Genomic DNA, 16,890 nt, shown 5'->3' with positions numbered 1-16,890 from the left:
TGTCACCCTTTAAATAACTTTCAACAGAAGAGAACTAACTAAAGCCTCGCTCTGTGGGTGTGTATTATATACATTTACACATGACTGTCAAATATTATTTTAAGTATTTTTAAAATTATGGCTAATAAACTTACTTACCGCTCAAACTAAGCTGTAAGTAGGGTGATGATAGACTATATAGCCGCTATATTGCTGGCTATTGCGTGCTTGCTAAAAGTCACTATACTGATAAGGCTTTTTGCATCTAACGAACAAGACGTCTACTTATAGGGCGTCTACTTAATAAAACAGCGGGCTAATAACTAATAACCAATAACTAATAAATAGATGAATGATTTGAGTGATATAGGGTCATGGAGTTGAGCATAGATAATTTTAATATAGAAGCTCTGTCTATTGAAGACTACTTTACTACCTGGTCGGTAGGAGACTTTGCTGGATTGGGTCTGATATTGCACGTGATTTTGATGATCGTCATGACCCTGCGTATCGTCTCGGTGCAGCGCAATATTGGGGTATCGATTGCTTGGGTTGCTGTGCTTTATACTTTGCCTTTGGTTGGTTTTATCGCTTATATCTTATTGGGTGAGCCAATGATTGGGCGGCGTTATCGTGCGCGTATGAATCAGGCGCGGCTACTGATGAATGATATGGCCAAGCGTGAGCAAATGGTGTTTGATGAAGGACAAGAGCTGCTACCCGATAATTATCGCGGTGTCAGTAAAATAGGCACACGTTGGACAGGGTTTGGAGTGTTTCCCGACCATCAAATGCAGTTGTTGACCACGCCGAGTGCTATCTTTGGGCGCTTGATTGAAGACATTCATGCCGCCCAGCGCATTATCCTGATGGAGTTTTATATTATTTATCCAAAAGGTCAGATACTCGACGTCATGGACGCGTTGATGGCAGCGGCGCGGCGCGGTGTCGAGTGTCATATTTTGGCGGATAGTGTGGGCAGTTTTAGTTTTTTTAATAGCAAACAGCATCGCATGTTAGAAGAGGCTGGGGTTTTTGTACACCAGTCGCTACCGGTGGGATTATTTAAAACTTTGTTTAAGCGCTCCGATTTGCGTAATCATCGCAAGATTATCGTCATTGACGAACATGTCGGTTATATCGGTAGCTTTAACTTGGTTGATCCAAAGTTTTTTAAACAAAACAAAAATGTCGGTCAATGGATTGATGTGGCGATACGTAGCGTCAGCCAACAACCGATAAATATTGCCACGGCGATGGCAAAAGTGGTGGTCACCGATATTGGCGCGGAAAATAAAGACAATCTCGATGCGCTCAATCACCGCGTGAATAACTATACGCGTAAGCTTTATGTCATGAATCCGACTATTAATGATATCAATAGTCGCGTTAAAGTGTTAGACGAGATTAGCGATACAGATGAGCTACCCGAGATTGGCTCGACATCGATTGTGATACCGCGTATGCCAGTCGTTGAGAATGTGTTAGCGCAGCTGATACCTTCGGCGCCGCAAGTGACGGCGCACGTGATTTATAATACCTTGGTGACGGTGATACATCGTGCCAATAAACGTATTCGTATTACCACGCCGTATTTTGTCCCCGATGAAGCGTTATCAGGGGCGCTGACCACCGCGGCCAAACGAGGGGTCGAGGTGACGGTTATTGTGCCCGAAAAGGTAGATTCATTTTTGGTGCAACACGCCTCGCAAGCGTACTATCAAGAGCTACTTGAAGCCGGGGTAACCATTGCTTTATTCAAAGGTGGACTGCTGCATGCTAAAACCGTGGTTATTGACGATGATTATTGTCTGTTTGGTACGGTAAATATTGATATGCGCAGTTTTTATTTAAATATGGAGGTCAGCTTAGCGATTTATACGCCAGAAATGGTCGCTCAGGTTGCGGATTGCCAAGAGGTTTACTTGCAGAGTTGTCGGTTTTTACGTTTAGAAGAATGGCAAGAGCGCCACGGAGCAGAGCGCTTATTTGATAATGTAGTGCGCTTATTTAGTCCTTTATTGTAGCGCTTTTGATTTTAGGTTAAGGTAAACTACTTATTTTTATTACCATCTTATTTTTATTATTATTTGAAATGTTTGTTTTCAAAATGCTCAACTTTAAAGGATAGGCTCGCCTTATGTCTGCATCGCCCTTAACACCGCTTGATTATATCGCAGCAGGCTATTGGCAAGATTTTTTAGCCGGCCGTTTTGTTGCCGGCGGCATGGCTTATGAAGCGGAATTGCATCGATGCACACTCGATGAATCGCTGGCAAGTTTACAGCGCGTAGATACTTTGCTGTCGCAGATACGCCGTGACATGGTTAAGTCGGACAGCTGGGATGAGGCGGCGCTATTAATAGATGAGCGCTATCGTAATTTTATGGTATTTTTGGCATTTTATGCTGGGCGCGTATTGGCACAGCAATGGCAGTATACGCCGCATTGGTTCGGAGAGTTTGAGCTACGTAAGCGCTATCCTACCTTGCCGCTACTGACCGATGACTTTTATCAGCATATGGCCGTGGTTTATCGCGATGATAGTGAGGTTAATAATCAGTTTAATACGACTGAGTCGCTATTTTTTGCTTTAGAGCCGATAGGAATGCGGCTGTTTGGTCATATTGATAGACCGTTTCAAGCAGTGCAAGGCGGTCAGGTGGCAAGTGGACTATACCAAGCAGTAACTGCAAGAGTGCCAAACGCCATTAATAATAGTTATACATTACCCTTAGATGACGCGCAATCTTTCGATAAAAAATTGACTGAAGTAGGTGTGACGCAGCATAGCAGACAAGATATTCAGACAGACAATATTGATAATAGTTATTCTCATCATGAGCTGCAATCAACACCTGAACCTGTTAAAGCAGATACTGTATTAGCAAAAGCTAATTTATCGACGGCTTCATTAGAAAGCCCCCCTGTACAAACTATAACGGCAGAAACTACGTCAGTAGTATCTTCACAAGCAGCGTTAAAAGAAGTTGCAGTAAAACCAACAACAAAATTCGCGCCAACTCCAGAGCTTTTTAGCCAATTGCTGATAGAGCTTGATGAAATAGACGTCGCCCAAAGCGCTGGCAAGACAGAATACGAGCAAGCCCGTAAAGTCTTGGATCAATTTGAGCAGTATATTGCTAAGCAAGAGAAACCGCGCGCGCAAGTTGCCTTTTCACAGCAGCATTTGGCAGCAAAGCAGCAAGCTCTAGCAAGATTGCAAGACGCTGCCCATGCAGGTAATAGCGCGGCGATGCTACGTTTGGCAATGTATGAGCTGCTTGGTGAAGGAATAAATACGGATAAAGTAGCTGGCATGGAAGCAGGCGTTGAATGGGTGAAGCAAGCAGCGAGCAAAAACGACAGCCGTGCCCAGCGCCTATTAAGTAAGATCTACTATCAAGGATTTGGCGTGCCGCAAGATATGACCAATGGCAAATATTGGCTTGAGCAAGCGGCCGAAAACGGTCATGTAGAAGCGGCCAGTTTGGTCAGTCAATGGCAGCAAGCGCAGGCGTTGATTAGCACACAAAAACAAGAACAGCATAGCCTTAAACGTTATCAGTTATTGTTTGCGGTAATTATTGTCGTCGCTATATTAATCTTCATTATTGTCTAAATGCTTATTTTAAATTCTAGCTCTTAAATCCTCGTTTTTAAATCTTTGTTTCTGATAGCGAGTGCTTTAAAACTATTGTTTAGCATTAAATTCAGGTAGAATTGGCGCGTTTTTTATTGGCATCTCTTATTGTCATTTTACAACGTCACCTCCTATCGTCCGATCCATTACTAATCTGGGCTTCTTCATGCCATCTTCTGATAATTCCTTACCTTCTTTTGATAAGTCGACTCAGCCAAGCCGAGCCGTTTATAAACCACCTATTTATTATCAGGTGACGATTGGTTTGCTAAAACCGCTCTATCGTCTGCAAGTATGGCGCCGCTCGCATAAGCGTGATAATTACCAGCAAGAAGTCGAGCAGCGTTTTGGTAAGCGCTATCCTGCGCCGCCTGTCCCTAATGCCAAAGTTAAACCTAATGCGACTGCCAACGAAAATGGCAATCTTAAAGAGAGCGATGGCAAAAGGGTCATCTGGTGCCATGCGGTGTCTTTAGGCGAGACCAATACTGTCGCGCCTTTGCTGGATGCGCTATTGGCAAAAGGCTATCAGATATGGTTGACCAATACCACACAGACAGGATATGCGCGCGGTGCCAGCCGCTTTGCCGATGATATTGCTCAAGGTCGCTTAAGCCATAGTTACGTTCCAGTCGACAGTCCTGCGGTGATTGAGACATTTTTGGCACATGTACAACCCGTCGCTGCCCTGTTTGTAGAAACCGAGCTTTGGGCCAATATCTTAACCAAACTGTCCGAGCATCATATCCCAAGTGTTTTGGTCAATGGTCGGCTGTCGGCTGCTTCTTTTAAAAGTTATCAAAAAATTGGCGCGGTCAGTGCCAGTATGATGAAAAACCTGAGTTTGATTATTGCGCAGGATAATGAATCGGCAAAACGCTTTCGGCAATTGGGCGCTCATAGCGCGCAAATCCGCGTGGCAGGCTCGCTAAAATGGGTCATTAATACCCCGAAGCTGAATGATGATAATGGTGCCAAAAAAGCTGAAATAGTAAACGATGGCGCAGACTTGGACTTAGATTTAGACGTAGTAGATCGTCCGATTTGGGTGGCAGCAAGCACGCATAGTGGTGAGGAAGAGATCGTATTATCATGGCAGCAGCAAATCCTATCTAACCCTTTGTTAGCCAATACCTTACTGATTATAGTGCCAAGACATCCAGAGCGTTTTGATGAAGTGGCAGAACTGATTGAAAAATCAGGATTAGCGATGGCGCGGCGTAGTGCTGAAGATGCCATTAGCGCAGATACTCAAGTCTATCTCGCTGATAGTATGGGTGAGTTGATGCGCTGGTATGCGCTTGCCGATGTGGCATTGGTAGGCGGCTCATTGGTCGATATTGGCGGGCACAACCCCGTTGAGCCGGCAAGCGTAGCAACGCCAGTATTGATGGGTGCTTATACCCAGTCTTGCCAAAGCGTGGTTGATAAGCTTGCTAGCGTCGGGGCGTTATATCAGCCAAACAATGCGTTTTATAGCGCGATTAATGCGAATGGCCAAGTCTCTCAGCCGCATCACTCTGATGGTAAACAATCTTCTTCAGATAATGGTGACAATCTTCTTTATCAGCAGCTAAAGTATTGGCTGAGCCATTTAACCTTAGCAAAACAGGCAGGGCAAGCAGGTGCAGCAATGACTGAGCAACAGCAAGCAGTCTTGCATCGTCAGCTATCGATGATTGAAGGTGTTATTGAACAATACGCTCAACCATCTTTTGAGCAAGACCTGAGCCAAGACGTGAATTAACAGCGGATATAAGTGACGCTATGAACTGTATATTATTGCCAGCGACCAACTTTCAACATGATAACGTGTCTGCGTATATCAATGATTTAGCGCAAATTGCTCATGTGAATAAAGTGCTAAATGCCAAAGTAGGCGATAGGTTAAAAATTGGTCAGCTTGGTGGGCAGCTTGGTAACGCTATCATTAAAACCATTACCTCCGATAGTATTCAACTAAGCGATATACAGCTAACCAAAAATCCGCCAGCGAAGCTCAATCTTACAGTGGTGTTGGCATTGCCAAGGCCAAAGGTATTGCGGCGTTTAATCATGGATATGACGGCGCTTGGTGTTAACGATATTATTCTTATCAATAGCTACCGTACGCAAAAAAGCTATTGGCAAAGTCCAATGCTAACTCGCCTTGACGAGTTTGTGTTAGAAGGTCTGCAACAAGGCGTGGACACAATTGCGCCGCGTATTAGCCTGCAAAAACGCTTTAAACCCTTTGTCGAAGATAAGCTTGCAAGTTTAATCACCAAACGCGCTATCGTTGCTCATCCTTATAGCGCGCTGTCATTTGCGCAATATGTCCAGCAACCACTGGCAAAACCTAAGTCAGCTCATGAATCGACTTTACCAAGTATGGTATTTATCGGTGCTGAAGGTGGCTGGATTGATTATGAGATTGAGTTGCTTGCTGAGCAAGGATGTACGCCAGTTAATATCGGGCCACGCATCTTACGTACCGAAGCCGCAGTCAATGTCATTTTAGGGCAGTGGTTACTAGAAGGTCAGGATTAAGCTCAGGCAGATACATAAATCATTGATATCTTGTTAAAAATTAGACCAGTTTATCGGCACAGCAGGGCCAGATAAATGTATTGATAATTAATCTCATTTCTATTAGTATAATGTGTCTTAGACATTAAGGTCTTATTAATCCCGTTATCCCGCTATTCAATTATTTATTAATAATTTTAATGTCGCCTTATCTCACTTATCCGTAGCACCATTATGGGGAATGCCATGTCATTAACTGCTATCAGTGCAAATCTATCTTCTAGTAAGCTTACTTTACCCATTGCTGTATTTGGCATGATGTTAGGTATTGCGGGCTGTAGTAACTCATCGACGCCAGAAGAAAACGTGGATGCTGACACTACAACCACTGCTGAACAATCTGGCGCTGAGCAAGAAGTGGCGAAAAATGATGACGCAACGGCCGCTGGTGGGCAAACGGTTACGATTTACTCATCACGTAATGAGCAGTTGATTAAACCGTTATTGGATAAATATACCGAAAAAACAGGTGTTAAAATTGAGCTGGTCACCGATAAAACTGGTCCATTGATGGCGCGTTTGCAAGCGGAAGGTAAAAACACGCCTGCGGATATGTTATTAACCGTTGACGCGGGTAACTTATGGCAAGCAGCGGAGCAGGGCTTATTGCAACCTGTGTCTTCTACTATCTTAGAAACCAATGTTCCTGCTAAATACCGTGATCCAAAAGGTCAGTGGACAGGTCTGTCTTTGCGCGCGCGTACAATTTTTTATGATCCAAGCAAAGTTGATGCAGCTCAGCTATCTACTTATGCAGATTTGGCCGATCCAAAATGGAAAGGCAAACTTTGTCTGCGTTCATCAAAAGCTGTTTATAACCAATCATTGGTTGCAAGCATGATGGAAAATCTGGGCGAAGAAAAAACAGAAGAAATTATTCGTGGTTGGGTAGCTAACTTAGCAACAGACGTCTTTAGTGATGATACTAGCATGTTAGAGGCGATTGCCGCTGGTCAGTGTGAAGTGGGTATTGCCAATAGTTACTACTATGGTCGCCTGCTTGATGAAAAACCAAATTTCCCTGTAAAAATATTTTGGGCGAACCAAGGCACGACTGGTACTCATGTCAACATCTCTGGCGCTGGGGTTATCGCTAACTCAGACAATCCAGATGGTGCGCTTAAATTGATGGAGTGGTTATCTTCTGATGAGGCGCAAGGTCTTTATGCCAGTTCTGATAAAGAGTATCCTGTCAAAGTAGGTATCGATGAGTCAGAGCTACTCAGATCTTGGGGTCCGTTTAAACAAGACAGTATCAGCGTGCAGAAGTTTGGTGAGCTACAAACCCAATCCATTCAAATGATGGATAAAGCGGGTTATAAATAACAGACTGTCAGTCGCTAAGCGGTTGGTTTTTAGCGATTAGATGTTTAGTCATCTAGCATCTAATCGCGTCATTATGCGTATGACACGGTAACAACTTATGATAACAATGCCAGAAGCGTCTGCTAAACAAGACAATACTGTCAATGAAGCTAATAACGACAATAATAGCCCGTCTATCAGTCAAGACCATGTCGTCCGCAAACGTATTATCTCGAAATCAGTCTTAGGACTGATTTCGTTGTTTATGCTCGTACCGATTTTAATCGTACTATTATCATGGACGCAGCCGGTCGCTGATATTTGGACGCACATGCGTCAATATGTATTGCCGCAAGTGTTAAAAAACACCGTCATTTTATTGCTGATGGTGACACTGATTTCTGGCATTATCGGAACAGCACTTGCGTGGGTCACCAGTATGTACCGCTTCCCGGGACAGCGGTTTTTTGCCTGGGCGCTGATGCTGCCATTAGCGATGCCCGCTTATGTTTTAGCATTCGTCACTGTCGGTATCGTTGACTTTAGTGGACCACTGCAAACGGCGTTAAGGGAGTTTGGTTTTACCACCGCTATTCCCTCGGTACGTAATGTGTGGGGCGCAGGTTTGGTATTGTCGTTGGCATTTTATCCTTATGTCTATTTGCTGGCACGCCAAGCGTTTTTATCGCAAGGCAGGCGCGCGATTGAAGCGGGGCAAATGCTTGGCTTAAGTCGTAGTAAGGTGTTTTTTCGGCTGGCATTACCACAAGCATTGCCGTGGGTTATTGGTGGTTTGCTGCTTGCTAGCATGGAGACGCTGGCAGATTTTGGCGCAGTATCGGTCTTTAATGTCGATACTTTTACCACGGCAATTTACAAAGCATGGTTTGGCTTTTTTAGTCTAACCACTGCCGCGCAGTTGGCCGCGTTATTAATCGGCGTGGTTTTTATCGTCGTCTTGTTTGAGCAATATTGGCAAGCCAAGCGCGGTAATACGGTGTCGCAGGGTAGTAGTCAGCGCTTTGAAGCCAGTAAACCTGCGCAGTGGGGCATGGCGCTACTTTGTATGCTGGTGTTTTTGATAGCGTTTTTGATTCCATTTTTGCAGCTGCTTTATTGGACCGCTTTAAATTTCCAGCAAGACTTTGATGCGCGTTATATTGATTTTGTCACCAATAGCCTTATGATTGCCAGTATGACTACCATATTTATCGCATTTTTGGCGGTTATTATTGCGTGGGTCAAGCGTCAATATCCGGATAAATCGACCAAACTCATGACTACCTTAGCCAATTTAGGTTATGTGGTGCCGGGTACGGTGTTGGCCGTTGGGATATTTATTCCGATTGCGTGGCTTGATAATCAGCTGATAGCGTTTGGTATTACCTCAACGCAGTTTTTTTCTGGTAGTGTCATCGTCATGCTGCTTGCCTTATCGACGCGCTTTATGACGGTGAGCTTTCAGCCGGTAGACCGTCAGCTACAGCGCTTGACGGTCAATCAAGAAGCGGCAGCTAAATTACTTAGCGATAGCCCGTATCAGCGCTGGCGGCAAGTGATGTTGCCCGTATTGAGTCCGGGGGTATTAACGGGTTTGTTGATGGGCTTTGTCGAAGTCATGAAAGAGATGCCGATTACCTTGATGACGCGGCGACAAGGTTGGGATACGCTGGCAGTACGGGTGTTTGAGATGACCAGCGAAGGCATGTGGGGACGCGCCGCATTGCCCAGTTTGTTGATTGTGCTGGTTGGGCTGATACCTGTTTGGGTATTGCTGCGCCAAAGTGATAAACAAGGTTAAGTTAAATGCATTTTATTAAAAAGCTATAATGAAAGAGTCATAATTAAAAAGCAATATTAAGAAATAACTATATTAAGAAATAACTATATTAAGAAGAGCAATATTAAAAACCGCGTCAATGATGGGTTTTATTCACTAATAGCTTACTGGTACCGTCTATGTATACTGACTTGATGAACGATTCAACCAATCCAGCAGCGTCTAAATCCTTAAAGCCTGAATCCTTAAAGCCTGAATCCTTAAAGATAGGCGGTAAGCCAAGACCGGAGCATGTGAAAAAACCACCCGTCACCCTATTAACCAAAGCTCAGGTAGCACAGCTGCAAGCGGGTAAAAGTTTGCCTCACAGCTCATCAACACAAGATGCTTTAAATCAAAGCATATCAAATCAAAGCGTCTCAAATCAGACTGCCTTAAATAAAGAAACAGCAGGACAAATTCACTTGCAAGATAACCATGTTTTTAATTCCTCTAAAAAGAACACTAGCGCTGACGATGCTTATTTTAGCGTTCAAGATTTAATCGTTGGTTATGACGATACGATTATCGTTAATGGCTTATCGCTAGATTTGCAGCAAGGTGAAATCGGCTGCTTTTTGGGTTATAGCGGCTGCGGTAAAACCACGGCCCTAAGGGCGATTGCAGGCTTAGAGCAAAGCCGTGGCGGCAAGATTCGCTTAAGCAATCAGCGTTTAACGGAACAAACCGCACGTACTACCTTTGCGGTCGCGCCAGCCAAGCGCGGCATGGGTATGGTGTTTCAGGATTATGCCTTATTTGGACATTTAAGCGTGGCAAAAAATATCGCTTTTGGCCTAAACAAATGGTCGGCTGCTGACAAAAAAGCCCGCGTTAAAGAGATGCTAGCGCTGGTAGAGTTGTCGGAACATGCGGATAAACGTCCTAGTGAGCTATCGGGTGGACAGCAACAGCGTGTAGCATTAGCCCGCGCATTGGCACCAAAGCCCAAGCTTTTGCTACTTGATGAACCGTTTTCTAACTTGGATGTGGTACTACGTGAGTCACTGGCGATGAACGTCCGTGATATCCTTAAACGTACCAATACCACCGCTATTTTGGTCACTCACGATCAAAACGAAGCCTTTGCGTTAGCCGATAAAGTCGGGGTCATGGATAAAGGTAAGTTGGTCCAATGGGCGACGCCAAGTGAGCTATATCATGAGCCAGTCAGCCCATTTGTCGCTGAGTTTGTCGGCGAAGGTGCGATGATAGACGGTATCATCAAAGAAGGTCATGTCGAAACCGCGCTTGGAGATATTTATCGCCGTATGGAAGTTTATGATGAATCAGGGCAGCCGCAGTATTGCGAGTACGACTATCCGAATGGTACGCCGATTAAGGTGTTAGTACGTCCTGATGATATTATCCATGACGATGAAAGCCCGCAAACGGCTTTAGTCGTCGGACGCGTATTTCGCGGGGCAAACTATCTTTATCGCTTACAGCTTGCCGATGGTCAAACCGTACTGTCGTTAGTTGCCAGTCATCATAACCATGAGATTGGTTCACACATTGGCATCTTGCCTATCCTAGAGCACGTAGTGGTGTTTGATGAAAAAGACATCAATGCTACCACGTGGTCAGAGTATGATAGATCAGAGCGCGTGGAAGACGTCAGGTAGTTGTCAATTTTAAGCTTGGCGCTGCTCTTGAAGTTTAGCAAGAACTTTAAGCTTGGCGCGTTGCCAGTATATGCAAATAACGTCCCAGCCATTTATACGGCTCGAGTTGTGAGTAGCGCAGCTCCATGCGTATGACCGCATCAGGGTCATTATGACCGCCACGTTTTAGCGGCGAATAATCATGAAATACCCGCAAGCCACTGGCAAGTATCGTTTGATAATGATGAGCTTCTAACCAAGATTCAACTTCTTCTTTAGCGACCGGATGATTGGGCGTGAGGCTTTTTTTATTGTCCGCTTTATATTCAGTGTTATCCAATAAGTTAAAATTACCCATAATAAGATTGCGATAATCAAAACTCGCTGGATTATAAAAGCACAGCGATAGCGCGCCATTTTCAGTTAAGTGCTTATCGAAAAAATCCATCACAGCGGCCGGTTCTGCCAACCATTCAAGCAGCGCATGACACATTATCAAATCAAACTTCTCTGTGTTACCTGCTAACTTTTCTTCTAATTCTTGATACGGGCAAACGTACCACCTAATATCCAAATCCTTTTTAACTATTTCAGCGTTTGCTTGTGCTTTCTCCAGCATATTGGCTGAGATATCATTGATAACCAGCGTATGCCCTTGAGTGGCAAGCTCAATCGCAATTTGCGCCAGCCCAGCGCCCACATCCAAAATACGTAACGGTCGCCCAAGTGTCTGGCTCATCTGCGTGCAATAGGCAACAATATCACGGCGCAATACTGCCAGACGAATGTCGCCCTTTAAGCCGCCGTAAACCTTTTTTTCAAAGTGGTCAGCAATCGCATCAAAGCTGCGATCCGTACGTGTATCGGGTTGGTCAATGGACGGTGTGTTTGTTTGATTGCTTGGCTGGTCAGTTGATTGGCTGCTTTCGTGATTCATAACGGGCTCTGTTTTATCTAAAGTATTTGAAATGGTTTTTCATCACTTTTTTATTGGATTTTAATAGGGTTTTAGCGTATAAATAGTAGGATTGCAGCCATAATTTTTATTAAATTATTTCAATAAAACTGCATTTATCCCTTGCCAAGGAGTTTAGGCAATTTTTTGCATTATTACTGCTAAGGATAGCAATCATGGTCTTATCCAATACCTCTATTATAAACAAACCCATCATGACGCGCGGTATATTATCGCTAGCGATTGCCAGTAGCTTATTACTTGCTGGTTGTAACGATGACGATAATGAAAGAGTTGTTTCTGATACCACAACTGTCAAAACTATCGGCTCATTCACTGCCACTCAAGTAAATACTCAGTTTGGCCTCAATACTACTGCCACCCCAACCGCTAAATGTGATATTAAAATTGAGAAAGTAAGCTATCGGACAGTAGGCGCAGCAGGCGAGCGTACTAATGCGACCGCTGCGCTGATGCTGCCAAGTGGAGACAGCGCCGACTGTCAAGGTGATCGCCCGGTATTATTATACGCGCATGGCACGACAACGGATAAAGGCTATGATTTTGCCCAAGTAGGTAATATTAAAAACCCTGCGGTAGGGGAAGCCAACTTAATTGCTGCAAACTTTGCCGCCCAAGGTTATATCGTCGTCGCTCCCAATTATGCCGGTTACGATGAGTCTAATCTTGATTACCATCCATACCTTGTGGCTGATCAACAAGCCACTGATATGGTCGACGCTCTAGATAGCGCGCGCAGCATTATCGAACGCAAAAAACGCGCCAATGATGCCAATTACAGTAAAATTGATGACTCGGGTAAGCTGTTTTTGAGTGGCTATTCGCAAGGTGGGCACGTCGCTATGGCGACCGCACGTAAGCTAGAGCAACAAGGTAAACCTATTACTGCCATGGCACCAGCATCAGGCCCTTACGCTTTAGCAGCGTTTGGTGATTTTATATTTGCAGGTAATGTCAATCTTGGCGCAACTCGTTTTGCACCTCTATTAGCGATAGGATTACAGAAAAAATATCCTAATATTTATAGCAGTCGATCAGAGATATTCAGTGCTGATTATGCTAATACTCAATTTCCAAGTTTACTAAGTTTTGAAGAGTTAGTCGCAGCTGGACAACTTCCTGGATTTGCCTTGTTTGAAGCCAAACCTACTAGTGACCCTTTACTAAATCAATTACCCGATAGTGAACTGCCTTTTGCCTTTTTAGGATTCGCTGCTGAAAAATATTTGATAAAAACTGATTTTCGAGCTATGTACATGGCAGATGCGCTACAAAACCCTGATAGTCTAACGCCGACAACACCGACGGGAATGCCCGCTGCCAATCCAAAAAGTAATATTCGTAAAGCATTAAAAGATAATGATCTTCGTGGTTATAAACCTAAGGTGCCAACATTATTATGCGGCGGTCATCGTGATCCAACCGTGTACTACGATTTAAATACAGGGTCAATGTTAGCTATTTTAAAGCAATATAACGATAATAACTCAGCAGCTAATCTAAATATAACGGTATTAGATGTTGATAATAGCGATGAAGCAAATAGAGGAGTGCCTACTATTGTACCTTTGAGTCAGTCGGCTCTAGCTAATCCATGGTTGCAGAACAGTACTATTCCTAATATCCAAACTCGCTTTAACGCTAGTGTTACCGATGCTGGCAATAGTTTTTTATCTAGCTATCACGGTGGTCTAGTGGCTACTTCTTGTACTGAGGCTACTCGTGAATTCTTTGAGCAAAATTTTAACCAATCGTAAGATTGTTTAAGTTTGAGTCTAATATTCATACTAATAAAAAAAACTGTATCCTTTGGATGCAGTTTTTTTATGAAACAGCCTTTAAAAACAGCAAAGACAATGCCCAATTATTAAAGTCGTTTTTATCCTTATTACTAAAGATAAAAACAAGTGCTAATCAGCTGTTTTGCTTGATTTTAATAGCATCTACAATCCCCTAAATAGACAAAAATGTGTTAAAATAGCTTCTTTAATTAAACCTTACTTTTAACAAGAAACGTATCGCCATTTTCCTATTATTTAGCCCGTTTGATGGCGCTTTTTATAGTCTGTTTATCAGGGATATTGACGCTTTTTAGCGCCTTTATTTTTGTATGGCTATCAGCATTTTTAACCGAGCCAAATACTAGAAAAAAATGTGAATAAAGGAGTGTATATGAGCGACTCGATCAGTCCTATTGCCATCGTGGATGAATTAAAGCAGTCCTATCTGGATTATGCGATGAGCGTGATCGTCTCGCGCGCGCTGCCTGATGTGCGTGATGGGTTTAAGCCAGTGCACCGCCGTGTGATGTATGCGATGCATGTGTTGTCCAATGATTATAACAAACCTTATAAGAAATCAGCACGTGTGGTCGGTGATGTCATCGGTAAATATCACCCGCATGGTGATAGTGCCGTCTATGATGCAATTGTACGTATGGCGCAGGACTTTAGCTTGCGTTATCCTATGGTTGATGGTCAAGGAAACTTTGGCTCGATTGATGATGATCCACCGGCGGCAATGCGTTATACCGAAGTGCGTATGACCAAGCTGACCCATCAAATGCTAGCGGATTTGGATAAAGATACGGTCGACTGGGAAGACAACTACGATGGCTCTGAGCGTATGCCAAGCGTCTTGCCAGCGCGTATTCCAAACTTATTGGTCAATGGCGCAACCGGTATTGCGGTTGGTATGGCGACCAATATGGCACCGCACAACCTGACAGAGGTGATTAATGCCTGTTTAGCGTATGCCGAAAATCCGCAAATATCTGCCGAAGAGTTGATGTCGCATATATCAGGTCCTGACTTTCCTACTGGCGGTGTTATTTATGGTCGAGCGGGTATTTTAGACGCTTATCGCACGGGTAAAGGCCGCTTGCATGTACGCGGTCGCTATATCATTGAGCCAATGAGCGATACGGGCGTCAACCGTGACCGTGAGCGCATTGTCTTTACTGAAGTGCCTTATCAAACCAATAAAGCCAAATTGATTGAGCGTATTGCTGAGCTGGTACGCGACAAAAAAATCGAAGGTATTACTGAAATTCGTGACGAGTCTGATAAAGACGGTATGCGTATCGCTATCGATTTGCGACGCGGTGAAACGGCAGAAGTGATCGTTAATAACTTGTTCTTGCAAACGCCGCTCGAATCTAGCTTTAGTATCAATATGGTGGCGCTCGATAACGGTCAGCCAAAACTATTGACTTTGCGTCAGTTAATCGCTGCCTTTGTCCGTCATCGTCAAGAAGTGGTAACGCGCCGTACCATTTTTGAGCTTAATAAAGCCCGCGTTCGTGGTCACTTATTAGAGGGCTTAACTGTTGCCTTAGCCAACATTGATGAGATTATTGCGACGATTAAAGCCTCTGCAAACCGTGGCCTTGCGCGTGAAAACTTACTGAATAACACGTGGGGTTCGGGTAGCGTCGTTGCGATGCTAACCGCGGCAGGTAGCCAGTCGGTACGTCCAGACTTTATAGAAGGCGAAGACCCAAAAGCGCCGTTTGGTTTGATTGATAATCAAGAAAGCTATCGCTTATCACTCGAGCAGGTCAATGCCATTTTAGACATGCAGCTGCATCGTCTGACGGGTCTTGAGCAAGACAAATTGACCGAAGAATATCAAGACCTGCTACGTGAAATTGCTCATTTAGAGTCTATTTTGGGTGATTTTGATAAATTAATGACCATTATTTCAAACGAGATGATTGAAATTCGTGAAAACTTCGGTGACGAACGCCGTACCGATATCATCGATTCACGCATGGACTTTAACCGTGAAGACCTTATCCCAGAGCAAACCGTTGTGATGACAGTGTCGCGTACGGGCTATGCAAAAACGCAGCCGATTGACGATTATGTCGCGCAAAAACGTGGCGGTAAAGGCAAATCTGCAACCGCGATGAAAGAAGACGATGTGATTGATCATTTAGTCGTGACCTCAACGCACGCAACGGTATTGTGTTTCACCGACACAGGCCGTGTATTTAGCTTGCGTGGTTTTGAAGTGCCGATTGCCAGCCGCGGTTCGCGTGGTCGTCCATTAGTGAATTTGATCGGCTTAAATGCTGATGAGACAGTCACCACGATATTGCCAATACCGCAAAATACCGCAGATGTGAGCGGGCATTTTGTGTTCTTTGCCACCGCAAATGGTACGGTTAAGCGTGTTGAGCTTGAGCAGTTTGCCAATATTCGCTCGAACGGTTTGATTGCCGTTGGATTAGAAGATGATGATAAATTGGTCAGCGCCCGTATTACTAATGGCAGTCAAGAAGTGATGTTATTTGCTTCGAGCGGTAAAGCCATTCGTTTTGATGAAAACGATGCGCGCGTGATGGGCCGTACCGCTAAAGGTGTGCGCGGTATGCGCCTGGCCGCCGATGAATTTATCAAATCGCTGGTGGTTATCGAAGATGATGTGCGCGAAATCCTTATCGCTTGTGAAAATGGCTTTGGTAAACGTACCTTTGTCGAAGAGTTTAATACGCAAAATCGCGGCGGTGGCGGTGTCATTGCTATCAAAACCAGCGCCCGTAATGGTGCCTTGGTTCGAGCGACCAAGGTTGAGCCTGAAGACGATATTATCTTAATCTCTGATAAAGGCACGCTGGTTCGTACGCCAGTTGAGCAAGTGGCAAGCTCGGGTCGTAATACCCAAGGCGTTACCTTGATTCGTCTGTCAAAAGATGAAAAACTGGTGGCCATGGCGTGCGTTGAGAACGAAGAGGGCGACGACGAGTTGGTCGAGGCGATGAAAGAAGATGGTACCTTTGACGTAGAGGGTCAAGAACAAATCGATATTGATAGCGAAACGGGTCATGCGACGACCGACGTCAATGATGTTGTTGATATTGCCAATGATTACACGTTAGATGACGAAACGTCGACTGATACCGCAAATGAAAACACCGACGATGACGAGTAATCATATCAGTTGTTAGCTTTTTAGTTTAGTTAGTCATACTGCTCTAGAATAAGCCTCTGAC

10 protein-coding genes are annotated in these 16,890 nt (G+C 44.3%); 9 read left to right on the top strand and 1 reads right to left on the bottom strand.

Translation table 11 applies throughout. The annotated features are described in order from the left end of the window. The first annotated feature begins 353 nt into the window (after positions 1-353). From JMX70_RS10045 to JMX70_RS10015, 7 genes are all read left to right on the top strand, one after another. Entirely contained in the window at positions 354-2,006 is a 1,653-nt protein-coding gene (locus JMX70_RS10045) for a cardiolipin synthase (protein WP_201591774.1), read from the top strand. Between the two features lie 113 nt (positions 2,007-2,119). Then, positions 2,120-3,601 (top strand): tetratricopeptide repeat protein, encoded by a 1,482-nt coding sequence (locus JMX70_RS10040; RefSeq protein ID WP_201591771.1) that lies wholly within the window; start codon positions 2,120-2,122, stop codon positions 3,599-3,601. 187 nt (positions 3,602-3,788) lie between these two features. Continuing rightward, a complete protein-coding gene (locus JMX70_RS10035; RefSeq protein ID WP_201591768.1) occupies positions 3,789-5,369 on the top strand; it encodes a 3-deoxy-D-manno-octulosonic acid transferase in 1,581 nt (526 codons plus the stop codon). 20 nt (positions 5,370-5,389) lie between these two features. Continuing rightward, entirely contained in the window at positions 5,390-6,151 is a 762-nt protein-coding gene (locus tag JMX70_RS10030; protein ID WP_201591765.1) for a 16S rRNA (uracil(1498)-N(3))-methyltransferase, read from the top strand. 225 nt (positions 6,152-6,376) lie between these two features. Next, entirely contained in the window at positions 6,377-7,516 is a 1,140-nt protein-coding gene (locus tag JMX70_RS10025; RefSeq protein WP_201591761.1) for an extracellular solute-binding protein, read from the top strand. 97 nt (positions 7,517-7,613) lie between these two features. Then, the gene (locus JMX70_RS10020; protein ID WP_201591759.1) at positions 7,614-9,296 is read left to right on the top strand and encodes an ABC transporter permease; all 1,683 of its coding nucleotides are present in this window, start codon (positions 7,614-7,616) and stop codon (positions 9,294-9,296) included. Between the two features lie 158 nt (positions 9,297-9,454). Beyond that, positions 9,455-10,939, top strand: a complete 1,485-nt coding sequence (locus JMX70_RS10015) for an ABC transporter ATP-binding protein (protein WP_406947873.1) — start codon at positions 9,455-9,457, stop codon at positions 10,937-10,939. A gap of 46 nt (positions 10,940-10,985) precedes the next feature. On the opposite strand, the gene JMX70_RS10010 is transcribed toward JMX70_RS10015, so the two are convergent. Further along, on the bottom strand, positions 10,986-11,855 hold the full coding sequence (locus JMX70_RS10010; protein WP_201591756.1) for a methyltransferase: 870 nt from the start codon (positions 11,853-11,855) through the stop codon (positions 10,986-10,988). A 194-nt stretch (positions 11,856-12,049) separates the two neighbouring features. Between JMX70_RS10010 and JMX70_RS10005 the strand changes: the two genes are divergently transcribed. Together JMX70_RS10005 and gyrA are read left to right on the top strand one after the other, a co-directional pair. Next, positions 12,050-13,651 carry an alpha/beta hydrolase family protein gene (locus JMX70_RS10005; protein WP_201591753.1) on the top strand — a complete coding sequence of 534 codons (1,602 nt, stop codon included), beginning with the start codon at positions 12,050-12,052 and terminating at the stop codon, positions 13,649-13,651. A gap of 415 nt (positions 13,652-14,066) precedes the next feature. Continuing rightward, positions 14,067-16,829 carry a DNA gyrase subunit A gene (gene gyrA / locus JMX70_RS10000; RefSeq protein WP_201591750.1) on the top strand — a complete coding sequence of 921 codons (2,763 nt, stop codon included), beginning with the start codon at positions 14,067-14,069 and terminating at the stop codon, positions 16,827-16,829. The last annotated feature ends 61 nt before the right edge of the window (positions 16,830-16,890 follow it).

Origin of the sequence: Psychrobacter pulmonis, from assembly GCF_904846465.1 — a bacterium.
GTDB classification, from domain to species: domain Bacteria; phylum Pseudomonadota; class Gammaproteobacteria; order Pseudomonadales; family Moraxellaceae; genus Psychrobacter; species Psychrobacter faecalis.
This window is presented reverse-complemented; position numbering and strand designations above follow the sequence as displayed.